The sequence below is a fragment of the Haloferula sp. A504 genome, assembly GCF_044385805.1.
Classification (GTDB): Bacteria; Verrucomicrobiota; Verrucomicrobiia; order Verrucomicrobiales; family Akkermansiaceae; genus Haloferula.
Genome location: NZ_JBISBU010000006.1, coordinates 22,104 through 40,507 on the forward strand (window position 1 = coordinate 22,104; position 18,404 = coordinate 40,507).

At 65.8% G+C, this 18,404-nt stretch carries 13 protein-coding genes; 8 read left to right on the forward strand and 5 right to left on the reverse strand.

The window, feature by feature from the left end:
• The first annotated feature begins 75 nt into the window (after nt 1-75).
• Together ACG2LG_RS04645 and ACG2LG_RS04650 are read left to right on the forward strand one after the other, a co-directional pair.
• Nucleotides 76-5,853, forward strand: a complete 5,778-nt coding sequence (locus ACG2LG_RS04645; RefSeq protein WP_396256762.1) for an alpha-2-macroglobulin family protein — start codon at nt 76-78, stop codon at nt 5,851-5,853.
• Nucleotides 5,853-6,134 (forward strand): hypothetical protein, encoded by a 282-nt coding sequence (locus ACG2LG_RS04650; protein ID WP_396256764.1) that lies wholly within the window; start codon nt 5,853-5,855, stop codon nt 6,132-6,134. The genes ACG2LG_RS04645 and ACG2LG_RS04650 overlap by 1 nt, the downstream gene beginning before the upstream one ends.
• A gap of 110 nt (nt 6,135-6,244) precedes the next feature.
• On the opposite strand, the gene ACG2LG_RS04655 is transcribed toward ACG2LG_RS04650, so the two are convergent.
• Both ACG2LG_RS04655 and ACG2LG_RS04660 read right to left on the reverse strand, forming a co-directional pair.
• The gene (locus ACG2LG_RS04655) at nt 6,245-6,679 is read right to left on the reverse strand and encodes a TA system VapC family ribonuclease toxin (RefSeq protein WP_396256766.1); all 435 of its coding nucleotides are present in this window, start codon (nt 6,677-6,679) and stop codon (nt 6,245-6,247) included.
• Nucleotides 6,654-6,923, reverse strand: a complete 270-nt coding sequence (locus ACG2LG_RS04660; protein ID WP_396256768.1) for a hypothetical protein — start codon at nt 6,921-6,923, stop codon at nt 6,654-6,656. The genes ACG2LG_RS04655 and ACG2LG_RS04660 overlap by 26 nt, the downstream gene beginning before the upstream one ends.
• 155 nt (nt 6,924-7,078) lie before the next feature.
• Between ACG2LG_RS04660 and ACG2LG_RS04665 the strand changes: the two genes are divergently transcribed.
• Together ACG2LG_RS04665 and ACG2LG_RS04670 are read left to right on the forward strand one after the other, a co-directional pair.
• Nucleotides 7,079-9,298 (forward strand): transglycosylase domain-containing protein, encoded by a 2,220-nt coding sequence (locus tag ACG2LG_RS04665; RefSeq protein ID WP_396256770.1) that lies wholly within the window; start codon nt 7,079-7,081, stop codon nt 9,296-9,298.
• A 290-nt stretch (nt 9,299-9,588) separates the two neighbouring features.
• Nucleotides 9,589-11,997, forward strand: coding sequence for a helicase HerA domain-containing protein (locus ACG2LG_RS04670; RefSeq protein ID WP_396256772.1), 2,409 nt, complete (start codon nt 9,589-9,591; stop codon nt 11,995-11,997).
• A gap of 39 nt (nt 11,998-12,036) precedes the next feature.
• Here the strand turns inward: ACG2LG_RS04670 and ACG2LG_RS04675 are convergent, their stop codons facing one another.
• On the reverse strand, nt 12,037-13,356 hold the full coding sequence (locus ACG2LG_RS04675; protein WP_396256773.1) for a sulfatase: 1,320 nt from the start codon (nt 13,354-13,356) through the stop codon (nt 12,037-12,039).
• 216 nt (nt 13,357-13,572) lie between these two features.
• On the opposite strand from ACG2LG_RS04675, the gene ACG2LG_RS04680 reads away from it, so the two are divergent.
• Genes ACG2LG_RS04680 through ACG2LG_RS04690 form a run of 3 tightly spaced genes read left to right on the forward strand, consistent with a single transcriptional unit; the run spans nt 13,573 to nt 15,928 of the window.
• Nucleotides 13,573-14,304: a hypothetical protein gene (locus tag ACG2LG_RS04680; RefSeq protein ID WP_396256775.1), complete on the forward strand. Its 732-nt coding sequence runs from the start codon at nt 13,573-13,575 to the stop codon at nt 14,302-14,304.
• 44 nt (nt 14,305-14,348) lie between these two features.
• Nucleotides 14,349-15,383 (forward strand): hypothetical protein, encoded by a 1,035-nt coding sequence (locus ACG2LG_RS04685; protein WP_396256777.1) that lies wholly within the window; start codon nt 14,349-14,351, stop codon nt 15,381-15,383.
• 20 nt (nt 15,384-15,403) lie between these two features.
• Nucleotides 15,404-15,928, forward strand: a complete 525-nt coding sequence (locus ACG2LG_RS04690) for a hypothetical protein (RefSeq protein ID WP_396256779.1) — start codon at nt 15,404-15,406, stop codon at nt 15,926-15,928.
• A 7-nt stretch (nt 15,929-15,935) separates the two neighbouring features.
• On the opposite strand, the gene ACG2LG_RS04695 is transcribed toward ACG2LG_RS04690, so the two are convergent.
• Entirely contained in the window at nt 15,936-16,838 is a 903-nt protein-coding gene (locus tag ACG2LG_RS04695) for a polyphosphate kinase 2 family protein (protein WP_396256780.1), read from the reverse strand.
• Nucleotides 16,839-16,934: 96 nt separating this feature from the next.
• Here ACG2LG_RS04695 and ACG2LG_RS04700 point away from each other — a divergent pair, with 96 nt between their 5' ends.
• Nucleotides 16,935-17,288: a DUF5329 family protein gene (locus ACG2LG_RS04700; RefSeq protein ID WP_396256782.1), complete on the forward strand. Its 354-nt coding sequence runs from the start codon at nt 16,935-16,937 to the stop codon at nt 17,286-17,288.
• Nucleotides 17,289-17,463: 175 nt separating this feature from the next.
• Here ACG2LG_RS04700 and ACG2LG_RS04705 read toward each other — a convergent pair whose 3' ends face one another.
• Nucleotides 17,464-18,363 carry a hypothetical protein gene (locus tag ACG2LG_RS04705; protein ID WP_396256783.1) on the reverse strand — a complete coding sequence of 300 codons (900 nt, stop codon included), beginning with the start codon at nt 18,361-18,363 and terminating at the stop codon, nt 17,464-17,466.
• Nucleotides 18,364-18,404 lie beyond the last annotated feature (41 nt).

Genomic DNA, 18,404 nt, shown 5'->3' on the forward strand with positions numbered 1-18,404 from the left:
CGGGCGGTTCAAATAAATTTCGACACATCTTCACACGGGCGACGCATTTGTTTAGATAGGTAGCCACTCATCATCATGAAATTCCTCGCCTTGTTCCTCGCGGTCTTGATCGCGCCCCTCGCCGCCGCTCCGCGGCTTCACGTTTCCGGACCGACGATCGTTCCCGGGACCGACATTGAAATCGTGCTCGATCACGAAGCCTGCCCGGCCGACCGGATCGGCAAGGTGGCGGCCACTCCCTGGCTGCAGATCGAACCGGCCTGGGCCGGGAAGACGGTGTGGAAGGAAGCGAACGTCCTCGAGTTCCAGCCGGCCGAGGCGCCGCAACTCGGCACGGAATACACCTTCACGCTGATCGGCGAGCACGTGTATCTCGACGGCAAGCCGGTCCCCGCAGGCCGGCTCGGAACGGCGTCAACGCCCAAGCCGGGCATCGACTACGCGACGCTGCTGGGACGCTACACCACGGGTTGGTCGGCGCGGACCGCCGCCTACTATCTGACCTTCAACGGCGAGGTCGATCCCGAGGAAACGGCGCCCTTCTTCCACTACACCGACAAGAAAGGCCAGCGGGTCGCGGCGAAGGTCCGGCGGCCGGATTTTGCGGAGCTGAAGCAGCCCGGTTACATCCGACCGACCTTCCTCCAGAGCTTCGAGGCGGCGCTTTCGGGTCAGCCCTTCGAACCCGGACTCGCCGCCGGCTTCAAGCCATCGAACGGCCTGATCGTCGAGCCGGCCTCGCCGCTGCCGGTCGGCGACGAGTGGTATCTGGTCTCGCGGGCGGGGTTGCCGGTGGGAGGCCATCCGGCCGTGAATGAATCCAGGCGCCGGATCGGCGACGTCGATCCCTTCAAGCTCCAGCACGCCTATGCCAGGACGGTGGCGGACGAGCCGCGCCGGATCGTGGTCGATTTCTCCCGCAGCCTGCCGAAGGAATTTTCCGCGGATCTGGTGAAGGTCGAACCGGAGGTGCCGGAGATGACGATGTCGGTGGAAGGGGACAAGCTGCGCATCGACGGCGACTTTTCGGCGCACGACCACTGGACGATCTTCGTCGAGGGCGGCATTTCCTCCTACGACGGGCTCGTGCTCGGCCAGCGCTGGATGGGCAAGGTGAAGTTCGAGCACCTCGAGCCGGGCCTCGGAGTGGCCAGCGAGGATGAAAGCCAGTTGGCGCACGGTTCGCGCTACTACCGGATTTCCACGGTGAACCTCGATTCGTTGAAGATCCGCATCAAGAAACTGCATGGCAGCCAGCTCGTCCGGGCGCGCCAGGGATACCGCTACTACACCGGTCGCGGCCCCCACGGCCAGGGACTCAGCCCGCAGCGTCTGATGCCGTATGAGATGATGGTCGGCACCACGGTGGCCGACTTCGAGGTCGAGCTGGACAACCCGATCGACACCTCCCGGCCGCTCTATCTGGACTGGGACAAGGTGCTGGCGGACGACCCGCAGCCCTACTCGATCGGGAGGGCGCCCGAGGAGCCGCGCGAGGATGCCTCCGCCGATCCCGCCGCGTTCTTCATCGAGATCGTCGGCGAGCCGAAAAGCGGCGCCCGGCCGGAGCGGCGGAAGGTCGTGCAGTCACTGGTGCAGCTCACCGATCTGGGGATGGCCTGGAAGATCAGCGGCGACGAGGTGAAGGCCCTTGTCTTCTCGTGCCGCACCGGCGAACCGGTGGAGGGAGTGAAGGTGGACCTTTTCGGCGAGGATGCCGAAGTTCTCGGCCGCTTCAAGACCGGTGCCGACGGCATGGCGACGCTGCCGCGCGACTCGAAGATGCGCCACCTGCGTGCGAGCCTCGGCGCGGACCAGTTCACCACTCCCTACGATGACGCGATGCCCACGGTCGGCCTGTGGCGTTTCCCGGTGCGTTACTCGTGGCAGGAGTCGCCACTGGAGCAGCGGCGGGTGATGCTCTTTTCCGATCGCTCGCTCTATCGTCCGGGGGAGGAAGTGCACGTGAAGGGTCTGGTCCGCCGGCAAGACGGCAACGCCATCGAGCTGGACGCGCCGTCGAAGGTGAAGTTCACGGTGACCAATCCGACCGGTGTCGAGATCCTGTCCGAGGACCTCGAGGTGTCCGCGGCCGGGTCCTTCGACCAATCGTTCCGGCTGCCGGAAGAGACGACCGGCTTCCACCGGGTCATGGTCACCTGGCAGGACGAGCACGACGCGGCGGCCGAACTTGAGAACTGGGTCGAGCGCACGCATGCGATGGAAGGCAGCCGCGCGACCATGACGCTCCGGGTCGAGGAGTTCCGCCGGAATGCCTTCGAGATCACCCACGAGATTGCCGAGCCCGCGCCGGGAGCCTCCGAGGTCGAGCTGCAGCTCGAAGCCGGGAACTACAGTGGCCAGCCGCTCGACGGGGCCGAGGTCCACGTCTGGTCGCGGGTCTCGGACCGGAACTACTACCCCGACCGCTTCCGCGATCACCTGTTCGGCGACCACCGCCGTCCGGATTTCGGCTACTGGTATCACTACTTCGGCTATCGCTGGGATGATGACAACGGCAACCCGCGCAGCGACACCGAGACGACCGAGCTCAAGCTCGACGAGGACGGCCGGGCAACGGTGACGGCCAAGGTGTCTGAAGCCGAGTTTCCGACGCTGCGGGATGTGATGATCCAGACCGAGGTGACCGACTCGAACCGTCAGACGCTGAGCAAGACGAGTTCGGCAATGGTGCATCCGGCCTCGGTCTATGTCGGCGTGCGGCGGATCGACCGCTTGGTCCGGGTCGGCGACGAACTCCCGCTCGACCTGGTCGCGGTCGACACGAAAGGCGCCCCGTTTGAAGGGGAGCTGGAAGTCGAGGCCACGCTTTCGCGCGAGGTCAACGAACAGGTCCGCCTGCGCACGCCGGAAGGGGGGGCGGTCCGGAACGAGAAGCGCGACGAGGAACTTTCCTCCGCCCGGTTGAAGGTCGGCGGGGACGACTCGAAATACGTCTTCGCTCCGGAGAAGCCGGGACGCCACACGCTCGAGCTGCGGGGTTCCGATGCCGCCGGCAACGATTTCGCGACGGCCGTCACCATCCACGTTTACGGCACCGACGAGTATCCATGGGCCTATGAGGACGGCATGCGAATCAAGCTGGTCGCCGAGAAGAAGCTCTATCGCCCGGGCGACACCGCACGGGTGCTGGTGCTTTCCCCGATCGAGGGCACCGCGCTGGTCACCGTCGAGCGCGAGAAGGTGAGCCGGTCCTTCACGATCCCGCTCGATCCGACGAATCCCGTGGTCGAGATCCCGGTGACCGACGAGGACGCGCCGAACTGCTTTGTCTCGGTGCTGGTGATCAAGGGGTCCGACGCAAGCGCCCGCAAGTTCAAGGAGCCCCAACTGCGGCTCGGCTACTGCGAATTGATGGTCGAGAACGTCCGCGACCGCCTGCAGGTCGACATCACCAAGGTCGATGGCGAGTATTCCGCCGACCCGGTCGAGGGTGAGCTGGTCTCGCTCATGCCCGGCTCGGACGCGGTGATCGAAGGCCGCGTGCTCGATGCCGATGGTCGCCCGGCCGCCGGTGCCGAGATCACGGTCTATGCCGAGGATGAAGGCACGCTGGCGGTGGCCGGTTACGAGACACCGGATCCGATGTCGTTCTTCTACAATCCGAGACTGCTGCGGGTCGAGTGCGGGACTTCGCTCGGCAACTTCGTGCCGGAGTCGCCGGACGAGCAGAGCTTTTACAACAAGGGCCTCTTCATCGGCGGCGGCGACGGCTTCGGCGCGGGAGAAGGACTTGATGCTCCCCGGCGCGACTTCAATCCCTGCGCGTTCTGGATGCCGACGGTGGTGGCGGACGCCGAGGGGCGCTTCCGCATCGAGGCGGACCTGCCGGACACGCTCACGCGCTACCGCCTGATCGCGGTGGCGCACCAGAATGCCGCGCGATTCGGCCATGCCGAGGACGCCTTCCTGGTCAACAAGCCGCTCATGCTCGAACCGCAGGAGCCGCGTTTCGCCAACGAAGGCGACCAGCTGGCGATGCGGGCGACGATTCGCAACGCCTCCGACCTCGACGGCGAGTGGAAGATCACGCTCGTGCCGAACCCACCGGCGTCGGATCCGGTCGTGGCTCTTGCCGAGGGGGTGGAGGAAAGCACCACGATCACCCTCGCCGCCGGCAAGGCCGCGACGGTCAGCTTCGATGTCGACTTCCGGAACACCGGCGAAGCCGTGATGAACTGGCGGGCCGAGCCGGTGAAACTCGGCGGGCGCGCGCCGAACCCGGCGGAACTCCGGCGCCACGCCGACGCGGTCGAGTCGATCTTCCAGGTCGAGTTTCCGATGCCGCTGCTGCGCCAGACGCGCCTGGTGCGCCTCGAGGGCGGAGCCTCTGCGCTCGATCTGCTCGAGGATCTTGACCCGGCGCTGCTCGACGGGCGGGGCCACCTGGAGCTGGAGCTTTCCCGCTCGCTGCTGCTCGAGGCCGGCGGGGCGATCGATTATCTACTGCGCTACCCGTACGGCTGCGTCGAGCAGACGACCTCGTCGCTGATTCCCTGGCTCGCGGTCGAGCGCCTGCGGGCCGCGTCGCCCGAGTTGGCGAAGCACACGCCGGACGAGGTGCGGTCGGTGATTTCCAAGGGCGTCAACCGCCTGCTTTCGATGCAAAATTCCGACGGCGGCTTCGGCTACTGGACGAGTGCCACCGAGTCGAGCCGCTGGTCGAGCAGCTATGCCGGCCTGGGTCTGATCATGGCCTCGAAGCAATCGCCGGTGCCCCCGGGGGCCGTCGACCGCCTGGCCGATTATCTCGCGCGCCAGCTGCGCTCGATCGACAAGGACACCAAGCCCTACGATCTCGAGATTTCCGCGCGCGACCTTTGGGTGCTGGCGATGGCCGGCAAGCCGCAGGAAGCTTATGCCGATCTGCTTCGAAAGCGGATGCCCGACCTTTCCTCACGGGCCCGTTGTTTCCTCGCCATGGCGGAGGTGACGGCAGGTCGCGAGGGCATCGCGCGGGAGCTGCTGGCGAGTGCCTCCGAGGCGCGTGAAATGAGCGGATGGTGGATGCGCTGGCAGCCGGACGATGCCATGAAGCTGATGGCGTGGTCGGCGGTGGACCGCGATTCGCCCGAAGCCCTGGCGGCGCTCGAAAAGATGCTCCGCGACCGCAATCCGTATGGTCACTGGAACACGACCTGGATGAATGCCTGGTCGGTGCTGGCCCTCGCGGCCTACGCCGGCGGCGAGAAATGGGAACCGTCCGAGCTGGTGCTCGACACCGGCGGCGATCCGGAGGTGTTCACGGTCGGGACCGAGAGCCCGGTGGTCTCGCGACGGCTTCCGCTGCACCCGGGACTCAAGGCCGCCGTGACTTCGGATGGTCCGGCCTTCGTGCGTGTGACGCTTTCCTCGAAGCCCAGGATCACGCCGCTGCAACCGGTGTCGGCCAACGGCCTGGAGGTCACCCGTTTCTACCGCCGCGTGAAGGCGGACGGCACCGATGAGCCGCTCGACGTGCCGAAGGTCGGCGACCTCATCCGGGTCGAGCTGCGCGTCACGCTGCCGACGGACGATGCCCGCTACATGGTCGTCGAGGACCGCCTGCCGGGCATCTTCGAGGCGGTGAACAACACCTTCGAGTCGCAGGCCGCCAACATGAATGCCGGCGCGACGAGCGAGCGCTCGTGGACGGTCTCGCACAACGAGATCCGGGCCGACCGGGTGATGTTCTTCATGGACCGCCCCTACGGCCGCGGCACGCACACCCTGAGCTACCTCGCCCGCGTGACCCTGGAAGGCAGCGCCTACGCCCCGCCCGCCAAGGTCGAGGCGATGTACGACCCCGACCAGCTGGCCCTGTCCGCGAGTCGGAAGTTCGAGGTGGAGTGATGTTTCGCACGACGAAGCGCTGGCTTCTACTCGCCGCCGGGGTGCAAACCCTCGGCGGCGTCTTGCTTGGGACCTTCGGCCAGCATGATGAATGGGGTTTTTTGGGGAACTTGGTCGGATTCGTCCTGATTGCCACTCCCCTGTTCCTTCTGTTCTTTGCGGAAGCACCCAAGAACCGGGATGAGTTCGGGATCGGGATTGTACGCTTGGGAGTCCTCGGCTGGATGACGGCGGGAGCGACGCTTGTGGGAGTCATCCTGCCTCAGCTGCTCATGTCCTGAAACAAGGTCCTGTTCATTGGTGGGGGACGACGGGGTTCGGCCTGAAGGGCCGGAAGAACAAAGTTGTCGTCCTGGAGGATTTCGAGGGTGCCTGAGGCACATGAGGTCGGTCACTCCCCCAGCACCAGGAGCCGGAGGTCGGGAAAACGCCGAAATCCTTTGTCGAAGGTGACGAGCCTCAGGCCGCGTTCGATGGCGAGGGCGGCGAGCATCGCATCGTTGCAGTCATTTCCACGGAGCTTCAGATGGGAACAAAGGTCAACCCATCGTTCTCGGGCGGCGGAAGTCCAGGAGGCCGTCTCCACCCCCGGTGAGGAAGCCACGACCTGCAGGAAAGACCGGGCATCTTCGATGGTGGCGGGAACCGGGAAGATCCCGGGATGGGTCACCACCCTCAGAAATCCGGCCTCGACGGTGGGGAAAAGACGAAGCGGCAGCCCGCGATTGAGGGAATCTTCCAGCCAATCCTTCGCCTCATGGTGGTGGGGGCTGTCGCTCCTGAAGGCGTTGATCAGAATGTTATTGTCCGGAAGATCCATCGCCATCGAGCTGCTTGAGGTCCTCTTCGAGTTCGGCTTTCTCGATGCGTTTGCGCAATTCTGCGGCGGACATCGGTGGGCCCGAGCCGAAGGTCGGCAGCTCGATCCGGCGGGCGGGCGGCTCTTCCAGCCGTCCAAGCCGCTCCTCGACCGCTTCTTCAAAGAAACGTGTCAGGCTGAGTCCGAGTTCGCTCGCCTTGGTCTTGGCTCTCCGATAAACCTCATCGTCTATCCGTAAAGTGGTCTGCATGACAGAAATCTGTCACGCAATGGTGGCGACGTCAAGATTGGCGCCAGGGGTGCCGTGGATGGCGGTTGTTGGGCGTGGGGAAAAGGAGGCGAACGAGGTTCCAATTGAAGACTTTCGGGTTCCGTCGGCGCTCTCTTTGACGAAGCTTGATGCCCGTGCCGAAGATCCGAAAACGATACGCCATCCCGATCGGCCTGCTGCTGGCCGGGGTGGTGGGGTGGTTCGGGGTGCCGTGGCTGGTGGATCTTCCCGAGGGCCTCGGCGGGGTGGACGCCTCGCCGGTGCTGCTGGATCGCCATGGCGAAGCCCTGCATCACCTCACGCTGCCGGACTTCACCCGGAGCTCGCCGGTGGATCTCGAATCGATCCCGGTCGAGTTGATCGACTGCACGATCGCGGCGGAGGACAAGCGCTTCTTCGATCATGGCGGGATCGACCTGCTGGCGACGGCCCGGGCCGGCCGCGACTGGCTGCGCCGGGGTGAGGCGGTGTCGGGCGCGTCGACGATCACCCAGCAGCTGGTGAAGCTCTCCTCGCCACCGCAGCCGCGGACGATCCGCACCAAGATCCACGAGGCGCTGGTCGCCCGCCGGCTGGAGATGAGCCTGGAGAAGGACCGGATCCTCGAATCCTACCTCAACCGGCTCGATTACGGCCGGCTGCGGCTCGGGCCGGTGGAGGCGGCACGTTTCTACTTCCAGAAGCCCGTCGCGCAGCTGTCGCTCGGCGAGTGCGCGCTTCTGGCGGGCCTGCCGCAGGCACCGTCGCGGCTGAATCCGCTCGAACACCCGGACCGCGCGCTGCGGCGGCGCGAGGTGGTGCTCGACCGGCTGGCGGCGGGCGGAAAGTACGATGAAAGCCGTATTTCAGCGGCCAGAAGCGAGCCGTTGCGGCTGCGCCCGCTTGCCGAGGAGCCGGTGGCGCCGTGGCTTCCCGAGATGGTCGGGGGAAATGTCCGCACGACGCTCGACGCCAATCTGCAGCGTGGGATCGAGACGATCGTGGCGGAGGAACTCGAACCGCTGCGCGATTCGAACCTGCGGCACATCGCGGTGGTGGTGATCGACAACCCGAGCGGCGGAATCCTCGCACTCGTGTCCTCGGGCGATTGGAACGATCCCCGGGGCGGCCGCATCAATGGTGCCCTCGCACCGCGCTCGCCGGGATCCGCGCTCAAGCCCTTCACGTATCTGATGTCGTTCCAGAACGGACGCCACCCCGGGTCGATCATCGCGGACATTCCGACGCGTTTCCGCACCCGCCAGGGCCTCGACGCTCCGGAGAACTTCGACCGGAGCTTCCAGGGCCCGGTCACGATCCGTCATGCCCTGGCGTGCTCGCTGAATGTTCCGGCGATGCGGGAGCTGAACCGGCTGGGCGGTTCGCCGCCGCTGTCCCGCCTGTTGGCGAAGCTCGGCGTTGCCATCGCGCCGGAGGCCGATGCCGGGCTGGGCCTGACCATCGGGGGCGCTCCGGTGCGCTTGATCGACCTGACCAATGCCTACGCGACCCTGGCCCGGGGCGGGAGCCATGCGTCGGTCGTTCTGGACCCGGACCGGGAGGTCGAATGGGAGAGGGTGTTCGGGGAAACCGAAGCCTGGCTGGTCGCCGACATTCTCGCCGATCCCACGGCCCGGGCGCCGGCCTTCGGTCGCGGCGGGCCGATGGAGCTGCCGTTTCCCTGCGCGGCGAAGACCGGCACCTCGTCGGACTTCCGCGACAACTGGTGCCTCGGCTTCACCGCGAGGTTCACGGTCGGCGTGTGGGCGGGGAATTTTGACAACACGCCGCTCAAGGGATTGTCCGGAGTGGCCGGCGCGGGACCGGTGTTTCAGCGGACGATGCGGGCACTGCATGAAGCCCGGGAGCCGGAATGGCCGGACCGCCCGGCGGAGCTGGTCGAGGTGCGGATCGACCCGCGGAGCGGCAAGGCGGTCGGCCCCGGGGCGAAGCACTCGGTGCTCGAGTGGGTGCCTCAGGGGGCCGAGCCCGAGCCTGCCGCCGCGGCCGACTACGACGGCGCGGGTCGGCTCTACCTCGATTCCTCGTATGCCGAGTGGCTGGAGTCGGATTTCAACCGCCGCCGGGATGAGTTCGCGCCGCGGCCGGAGCTTCCGGTGGAGTCGCCGCTGCGCATTCTGGCACCTCGTCCGGGGGCGGTCTACGTGCTCGACCCCGAGCTGCCGAACGGCGGGCGGTTGCATCTGGCAACCAACCTTCCGGGTCTGGTCGAGTGGTCGTGTGAGACGCTCGAGCTGAGGGACGGTGACCCCGAGCCGGCGGTCCTGCTCAAGAGCGGACGGCACGTCCTGAGGGCGACCGATCCGCGCAGTGGGGAAACCCGGGAGATCGAGATTGTGGTGGAAGAGGGGTAGGGAGTGGCGCTTTCCAAGCGCCATGACGGGGCGCGGCGATCTCCTGATCGCATGGAGAGGTAGGCTGGCTCATCATGCTTCTAACGCCTACGGCGAGGGTGTCACGAGGCTCCCGCAAAAGCGCCTCCGGTTTACCCCCAGCCACCTCGATCCCGCCAGCCCCGTCCCGCGGCTGAAAGCCGCCCGGCCCCGGCATGGCGCTTCCCCCTTCGCCAAGGCTTCGGAGGACAGGTGCAAAGCGCCACTCCTTTCTGCTTCCGGCTCCGCGCCGAACCGCCCAGCATCCGCCCATGATTTCCCCGGAGACGTACGAGTCGCTTGGCAGCTTTTATCTCGGTCGCGGATACGATGCGGCAGCCGGCGAGGCGAATGGTGAACCCCTGCTCTATGACTCCAAGGACCTCGTGACGCACGGCGTGGTGCTCGGGATGACCGGCTCGGGCAAGACCGGCCTCTGCATGGCGCTCCTCGAAGAGGCGGCGATGGACCACGTGCCGGCGATCGTGATCGACCCGAAGGGCGACATCGCGAACCTGATGCTGGCCTTTCCGAATCTGGCCCCCTCGGACTTCCGGCCCTGGATCAATGAGGACGACGCCTCCAAGAAGGGCGTCACCCCCGACGCCTACGCCGAGAAGACCGCGGCGATGTGGAAGAACGGCCTCGCCGATTGGGGGCAGGCGCCCGAGCGGATCTCGACATTCAAGGAGCGGATCGACGTCAACATCTTCACGCCCGGCTCGAATGCGGGCATTCCGGTCTCGATCCTTTCCTCGCTCGAGGCACCGCCCTTCGAGGTCATCGACGACGGCGAACTGCTGGGCGAGCGGATCGAGTCGACCGTTTCCTCGCTGCTTTCGCTGGTCGGCGTCGATGCCGATCCGATCCAGTCGCCCGAGGCGATCCTGCTGGCCAACGTCTTCGCCCACGAGTGGCGCGGCGGCCGCGACCTCTCGCTGGAAAGCCTGATCCGCCACGTGCAGCAGCCGCCCTTCGACAAGGTCGGGGTGATCGATCTCGAGTCCTTTCTTTCGTCGAAGGACCGGCAGGAACTGGCGCTGCGCTTCAACAACCTGCTCGCCTCGCCCGGCTTCGCCACCTGGCTCGAGGGGCCGCCGCTGGACATCGCGAAGATGCTCCACACACCGGAGGGCAAGCCGCGGGTCTCGATCTTCTCCATCGCCCACCTTTCGGACAGCGAGCGGATGTTCTTCGTCAGCCTGCTGCTCAACCAGATGCTCGGCTGGATGCGCGCCCAGAACGGCACCACCTCGCTGCGGGCGCTGCTCTACATGGACGAGATTTACGGCTACCTGCCGCCGACGGCGAACCCGCCGAGCAAGAAGCCGATGATGACGATGCTCAAGCAGGCGCGGGCCTTCGGTCTCGGCTGCCTGTTTGCGACGCAGAACCCGGTCGACCTCGACTACAAGGCGCTGTCGAACATCGGTTCGTGGTTCCTCGGGCGGCTGCAGACCGAGCGTGACAAGCTGCGCGTGCTCGACGGTCTCGAGGGGGCTGCGGCCTCGCAGGATTCGAAGTTCGACCGGCGCGAGATGGAAACCCTCCTCTCCGGCCTCGGCAGCCGGGTCTTCCTGCTCAACAACGTCCACGAGGATGCGCCGGTGCTGTTCCACGTGCGGTGGGTGATGAGCTATCTCGCCGGCCCGCTGACCCGCACCAGCATCAAGAAGTTGATGGATCCGAAACGTGCGGGCTTCGTCGAAGATGAAAAGAATGCCGAGGCGGCTGCCCCGGCCAATCCGATGGCCATGCCCTCCGCGTCGGCGGCGCCGAAGGGAGAGCGTCCGGTGGTCGGCCCCGGGGTGGTCGAACGCTTCATGCCGGTGGCCGGGTCGGCGGATGGCGTGGAGTACCGCCCGCACCTGCTGCGGGCCGGAACCGTCCGCTTCGCCCTGTCGAAGGCGGATATCGAGGGCGTGCGGGAGGTGGTGAAGGTGAACCCGATGAGCGCCGACGGCATCGACTGGGAAACGGACGCGGGGGTGAAGCCGGGAAGCTTCAGCGACCAGCCGGCGGCGGGCGCGGGCTTTGCCGAGCTGCCGGGCTTCGCCATGAACGCGGACAATTACAAGCAGGTGGAGAAGGACTTCTCCGACTGGCTTTACCACAACGAGCGCGCCGAGATCTTCGAGTGCCCGGCGCTCAAGGCCTTCGCCGCGATCGGTGAATCCGAGGCGGATTTCCGCGCGCGTCTTTCCCAGGCGGCGCGGGAGATGCGCGACGAGGCGGTCGAAAAGCTGCGCGACAAGGTCGAGTCGAAACTCAAGACCCTCGAGAGCCGCAAGGACACCGCCGAGCGCACGCTGGAGCGGGAGAAGGGCCAGGCCAATGCCGCCAAGATCGATGCGGGCATGAGCGTGCTCGGCAGCCTGCTCGGCGGGATCCTCGGTGGTCGCCGCCGCAGTGCGACGACGGCGGTGAGCCGTTCCTCAAGAGCGTTCCAACAGCATCGCGACGTCGCGGCGGCGGAGAAGAAGGTCGAGGCGGTGGAGCAGGACATCCTCGAATTGAAGGAGGAGCTGGAGGCCGACATCGCCGAGCTTGGCGAGCAGTTCGATCCGCAGTCGCTCGAGCTCAAAACCGAGACGCTCAAGCCGACGCGGACCAACGTCGAGGTCGACGAGGTCGCCCTGCTCTGGCTGCCCTACGACGGGCAGGGCGGGAAGGCGTGGTAGCAAGATGTGGCGGCGGATTTCATCCGCCGCCACATTCCGTCAACCTCCTGCCACCTTGCCACCGACCTCTTCAGCCATCGCATCCATCCGCTTGCGCAGTTCCGCGACCTTGTCCGGCATTTCTCCGGCGCGGTTCACGCGCTCGTAGGGATCGGTGACCATGTCGAAGAGCTCCGGCTTGCCGGTCGTGGTGCGGAGTTTCCAGCGGCCGACCCGCACGGCCTCCAGTCCACTGCGAAAATAATAGTAAGCCTCGCGCGGCGAGGCCTCGCTCTCGCCACGGAGGAAGGGGGCGAGGTCGTGCCCGTCCACCGGGTGATCGGGCAGGGTGCCGCCGCCGAGTTCGACGAGGGTGCGGTAGATGTCGGGCATCCCGACGAGCTCACCCGATGTCCTGCCGGGCTGGATCTTTCCCGGCCAGCGGACGATGGCGGGCACGCGGGGTCCGCCCTCGTAGGTCTGCCCTTTCGAGCCGCGCAGCGGACCGGTCGAGCCGGCGTGCCAGAGTTCGTTGCCCGCCTGCTGCATGCGGGGCGGCATCTCGACCCACGGGCCGTTGTCCGAGGCGAAGAAGACGAGTGTGTTGTCGGCCACGCCCTTCTTTTCAAGCGCCGCGAGCACCTCGCCGACCGACCAGTCGACCTCCTCGATCACGTCGCCGTAGAGTCCGGCCTTCGACTTCCCGCGCCTTTCATCCGAAACGTGCAGCGGCAGGTGGGGCATCGCGTAGGCGAGGTAGAGGAGGAATGGACCGTTCGATTCCTCGATCCGCTTCACCGCCTCCTCGGTGTAGCGGGTGGTCAGGGGATCCTGGTCGAAGGGATGCTCGACCATCTCGTCGCCACGGTAGAGCCCGAGCGGTTCGTCGGTCCGGACCCAGGGCTTGATGTAGTCGTTGGAATAGGGGAGTCCGAACCAGGTCTCGAAGCCCTGATGGGTGGGCAGGAACTTCTTCTGCTTGTACCCCAGATGCCACTTGCCGACCATGTGGGTGGCGTAGCCCGCTTCCTTGAGCGCCTCGGCGAGCGTCTTCTCGGTGTCGGGAAGCCCGCCCTTTCCGTCCGAGCCGGTGCCGCCGTTGAACTTCACCCGCGGCATGTAGCGGCCCGTGATGAGCTGAGTGCGGGAGGGCACGCACCAGCAGCCGGTGAGAAACGAGGTGAGCCGGAGCCCCTCGTCCGCGAGGCGGTCGAGGTGGGGCGTGCGGATCAGCGGATGGCCGTAGCACGAGGGATCGCCGTAACCCATGTCGTCGGCGAAGAGGATGACGATGTTGGGAGGGGTGTCGGCAGCCGCTCGAAGGGAGGAGGCGATGCCGAGGAATGCGATCAGAAGCGTGGGAAGCAAGCGGCGGGACATGGGACCCATTCAAGCGTCCCGGTCGGCCGGGGAAAGCCAGGAGTTCATCGGATGCAACGCAACTTCAACGATGGCGACCCGCTGTCCTACGCGATTACGTTAATGTTTGGTTCTTCAAATAGTTCGACTTCGTGGCATGATGATCCTCGTCCGGCACCCACCAGACACCTGCTCCAGTCCCCGCTGAGGCAGTTCCCCCAACCCCCACCCCCCAACATGAAAACTGGCACCCCCCTGCCGGTCCGCGTCTTCTCGACGCTGATTGCCGGCCTCATTGCCCTCGCTTCTCCGGCGACCGGCAGCAACCAAGGAACCCCCACCGGATGGATCACCGCCACCCCTGGCGTGGTCAAGGCCGGCACGCTTCCCACCCTCAAGTGGAAGATCAACCACCCCGCCGTCATCAAGGATTACGTCGATATCGATCCTCCCGGCGTGATCATTCCCCGGGAAAAGCTCCGCATGGAGATCCGGGTGCTCGGTGCCGGTGTGACCTCCGGCAGCGGATCGCGCATCAACTTCGTTTACACCGAATCCTGGTTCAGCCTCAACAACGGCGGCTGGGACCGGCTCTTTGCCGGTGACAACTGGGACGTCCGCCAGGACCGCGTGGTTCACTCCGGCATCGTCAACCCCGGTGCGTCGCTGCGCTTCGGCGGACGCTTCTGGTGGAATAACAAGTGGAGCGAATTCTACCACTCCAACGATGGCACGACCAACGTCAACGTGCTGACCAATGGCGACGAGGTGCCCACGACCTACTCGATCGAGTCGGCCCCGACCCTCGAGGATTTCATCAAGCCCTACCTCGACGCTGGTGGAAACGTCCGCATCGGCCCGATGGACTGCATCGTGATGATGGAACTCACCCACACCCAGAAGCAGCGGAACAACCTCGGCTACGACCTTCAGGACATGGTGCTGCTCATCACCTTTGAACCGATCTGAATCGATCTGAGCCCCCCAGCAACATCCGCACCCCGTCACTTGCCATGAAATCGTCATCCAGCATCCTGATCGCCATCCTGATGGCCGGCCCGTCAGCCTCGGGCCAGTCCGAGGGCTACACGAACTTCATCCGGCAGACGCTTCTCGAAACCTCGCCTCCCATCCACTGGGATGTGAATGTCGAGAGCGACGGGGAGCGGATGTCCATGGTACCCGTCGACCTCGCCGGTTCGCGCTACGAACTGTGGACGGTCAAGACAGGTGCCGAAGCAACGAGCTATCTCCTCGATGTGGCCTACGTCAGCGCCTACGCCCCGGTGGCGACGATGACCATCCGCACCGAGGACCCCTACAGCGGTCCGATTCCCCGCACCCGCGCGGATCGGCCCTTCCACGTCGACATCGATGTCCAGGGTCTGCTCAGCGGCCCCCAGGATCCGGCGGCGTCGAAGTCGGTGCGCCTGCTCCGCCACGTCCAGTCCTACGGGAACACCGACGGGTCGGGCATCGACCGCAGCCAGGCCATTCTGCACTCGCAGGCGGTCCTCGATCAGAACGGCACGACCACCCTGTCATACCCGGTCACGTCCATTCCCGGGGCCGATCGTCGGGCCGTCCGCGGCGAGGAGCGGTTTTCGGTCTTCACCCGCAACGACGACGGCTCCATCGACCAGCAATTGGTATCGCGCTACGTTCAGATCTGGCCGGTCCCGAGCGCCGCGATTTCGGGCGTCACGCCGGGAGAGGTCGTGCGCGTGCATCTTCCGACGCTCACGGTCACCGTGAACGACCTTTATCCGAAGTCCTACACCTACACCCAGATCTACAAGGGAGCGCCGGCGCTCGGCACGGAGGGCGACCGGATCGCCGCGGCCCAGCTCCAGATCGACCAGGCCACCCCCGAGGACCGTGTCTGGACGTCCGACAACTACGGCAGCTTCATCACGGAAGACGGCCAGTGGACCGTTGAGGTCGTCACCGAGAGCGTCTTCGGCACCGAACGGCTCGCCTACGTCACCTTCGAGGTCGACCGCACCCTCGAGGTGAACTCGATGATCTCCACCTCCGAAGGCTCCTGATCTCCAACCTCCCCCATCCGATGAAAACACTCACTCTGATCACCTTGTTGGCGCTTCCGGCACTTGCCGGAGAAATGCGCGACATCGCCTCGCAGGACCAGCTCGGCCTGAAGCTCCGCATGAGCGAGCAGCAGGATCCGATGAAGAACCTCAAGGTCGTCGAGGCCGACGATCCCACCGAGGCCGCCCGGCCGGAGGACCTGATGGCTTCGTCGGAGGTGCTGTCCTTCAACGGCATCGCCACGCTCGTGCCCAAGGGGGCGGTGCTGGCCGTGCCTGCCAACCTGCGGTGCCGGACCGGCTTCCAGCCCGGTGCCCGACTGGTGCCGTGGAACGAGTTCTTCGCCGTCAATCGTGGCTGGATCCAGACCATCGAGGTCAGCTTCGACCAGGCCGCCGGCCGGGCCGAGTTGCCCGAGGGGCTGCGCAAGCAGCTTGAGGAAAGCCGTGTGGTCGTCATCGCGACGATGCGCCAGGGCCCGATCACCGTGAACCCGTACAAGCCCTCGGCGGAGGGCGCGGACCCGCAGACTGCGGCCCGTTGAGCGGGGGCTACTTCTCGTTCAGCAGGACCTCGCGGGCCTGTGCGAGCTGTTTCCGGTCCTCTTCGCTGACTTCCGGCGTCCGCAGGTCGAGGCGACTGATGCGCTCGGCGATGATGTCGGCCACCGCAGCGCGGGCGAACCACTTGCGGTCGGCCGGGATCACGTACCACGGGGCGTGCTCGGTCGAGGTGGCGGCGATCATGTCCTGGTAAGCCTGCTGGTAGTCGTCCCAGTACCCGCGCTCGCTCAGGTCGGCGGCACTGAACTTCCAGTGCTTGTCGGGTTCGTTCAAGCGGTCCAGGAAGCGTTCGCGCTGCTCGTCCTTCGAGACGTTGAGGAAGAACTTGAGCACCAGGGTGTCGTTGTGAACGAGAGCCTTCTCGTAGGCGTTGATATCCTCGTAGCGCTCGCGCCACAACTCGGGTAGTGGCAGCTGCCGCCGCCGCGCGGAGAGGAACTGCTTTTCGAGGAACTCCGGGTGGACCCGCACGACCAGGGTTTCCTCGTAGTAGGAGCGGTTGAAGATGGCGATGCTTCCCTTGCGCGGCAGGAAGCGGGTCGGCCGCCACAGGAAATGGTGTTGCCGCTCTTCCTCGTTCGGCGCCTTGAAGCCGTGGACCGCCACCCCTTGCGGATTCACGCCGGACATCACATGGCGGATCGTGCCATCCTTGCCGGCCGCATCCATCGCCTGAAGGATGATCAGGACCGAGTGGCGTCCATCCGCCCACAGCCGCCGCTGGGCGTCCGAGAGGGCATCGATGTCGTCAGCGAGCGCCTTCTTCCCCTCCTTCTTGCTCTTGAGTCCCGCCGAATAGCGTGGGTCGTGGTCGGTGAGGCGGAACTTCCCGCCGGGATTGGCGAGGAATGGCTTGTGGTCGAGGCGGTGCGTTTGGTCCTTCTTGCTCATGGTCCGCCGCATGCTGGGCCCAAGGGGGCGGATCTGGCGATTCGATTCCATCGGGAGTCCTTGTGATCGGGGCGGCCTCCGGGCTAGGATGCCGACATGGTTCGCCGATGTTTCCTGCTCTTCCTGTGTGCTGCCCTGCCCCTGCTTGCCCGTGATGCGAAGGAGCAGGCCCGGATCGATTCGCTGCTGGGGAGCATCGAGTCGCTGGAGGGCGCCAAGTTCATCCGCAACGGCAAGGCCCACGACGCGGACGAAGCCGCCGACCACCTGCGGAAGAAGCTCGACCGTGCCGGCGACCGGGTGAAGACGGCCGAGGATTTCATCGACGGACTCGCCACCAAGTCATCGTTTTCCGGAAAGCCCTACCGGATCCGCTTCAAGGACGGATCGGAAACAGCAACCGGTCCGTGGCTGCACGGGCAGCTCAAGGAGATCGACGGCAAGGGATGAGCGGGGAAGCTCCACAGGAGATCCTCGAAGGAGCTGATTTGTGCCTCTGCTGTCTTGAGCCCGTCCGGCCGGGAGCCTGCCGATGTGTGAAGTGCGGAGCACCGCAGGACTTCGTCGGTGTCGTCATTTCCACGAACAACTATGTCACTTATCGCAGGAGCCTCCGAAAATTGCCTTAGCGCAGGAACCGCACCGCCAGCGCCTGGGCGGCATCGAACCCGGCCCGGGCATTGTGGATCCATTCGACGCCGAATCCCCGGAAGCTCATGTCCGGTGAGGCAAGGCAGGTGAGGGTGACGAGGATCAGGAGGTTGGCGAGGTAGATGATGACCAGCGACAGGAAGGTGCCGTTCTCGCGCAGGTCGGGCTGGTCGCGGGGAATCATCCACAGCGTCCACAGCAGGTGGAAGGCCCAGAAGAAACCGAGCAGCGCGTAGAGCGACTTGAGGCCGGCCGGGGACAGGTCGACGAAGACCCCGACGCAGGCGTAGATCCCCACCGTGAGCGCGGCCCACAGCGGCACGAAGTAGGGCGCGAGGGCGATCAGGATGTTGGTCTTGTCGGTGGTCACGTAGCCGCCGTCCACACTCACCCCCCACTCGGCGACCGTGCCGCGGAAGAGCCGGATGAAGAGGATGTGGGTGAGTTCGTGGCCGAGGACGTAGAGATACAGGAACAAGTCCCACAGCAGGCCGGTGGCGAACCACGCAATCATCAACACCGCTCCCGTGGCGAAGTACCAGAAGGGCGCGGAGGTCCAGAACAAGTGGTCGAGGGCGGCGCTGGAAAAGAGGTTGAAGAAGGTCCAACTCGTCACCACCGCCAGCGGCGCGAGGGCGAGCCCGAGCATCCACCGGAACATCCGCAGCAGCAGGTGCGGCGAGTCGTCGACCGGATAGGTCTCGGCGATCGCGGCCCGCACCCACTTGCGGCCGCGGCGGTTGGCGGGACGGTTGGCCCGCACCCGGGCCCGGGCCTGGGCGAGCCGCAGGGATTCCGTGAACGACGCCTTTTCCCGGCGGCGGTTGCCGCCGGTCTTCGAGCCGAGTCGGATGCTTTTCCTCGAGGGAGGCATGGGCGGCCCCCGAGATACTTTGGAAAGCTTAAGCGATCAAG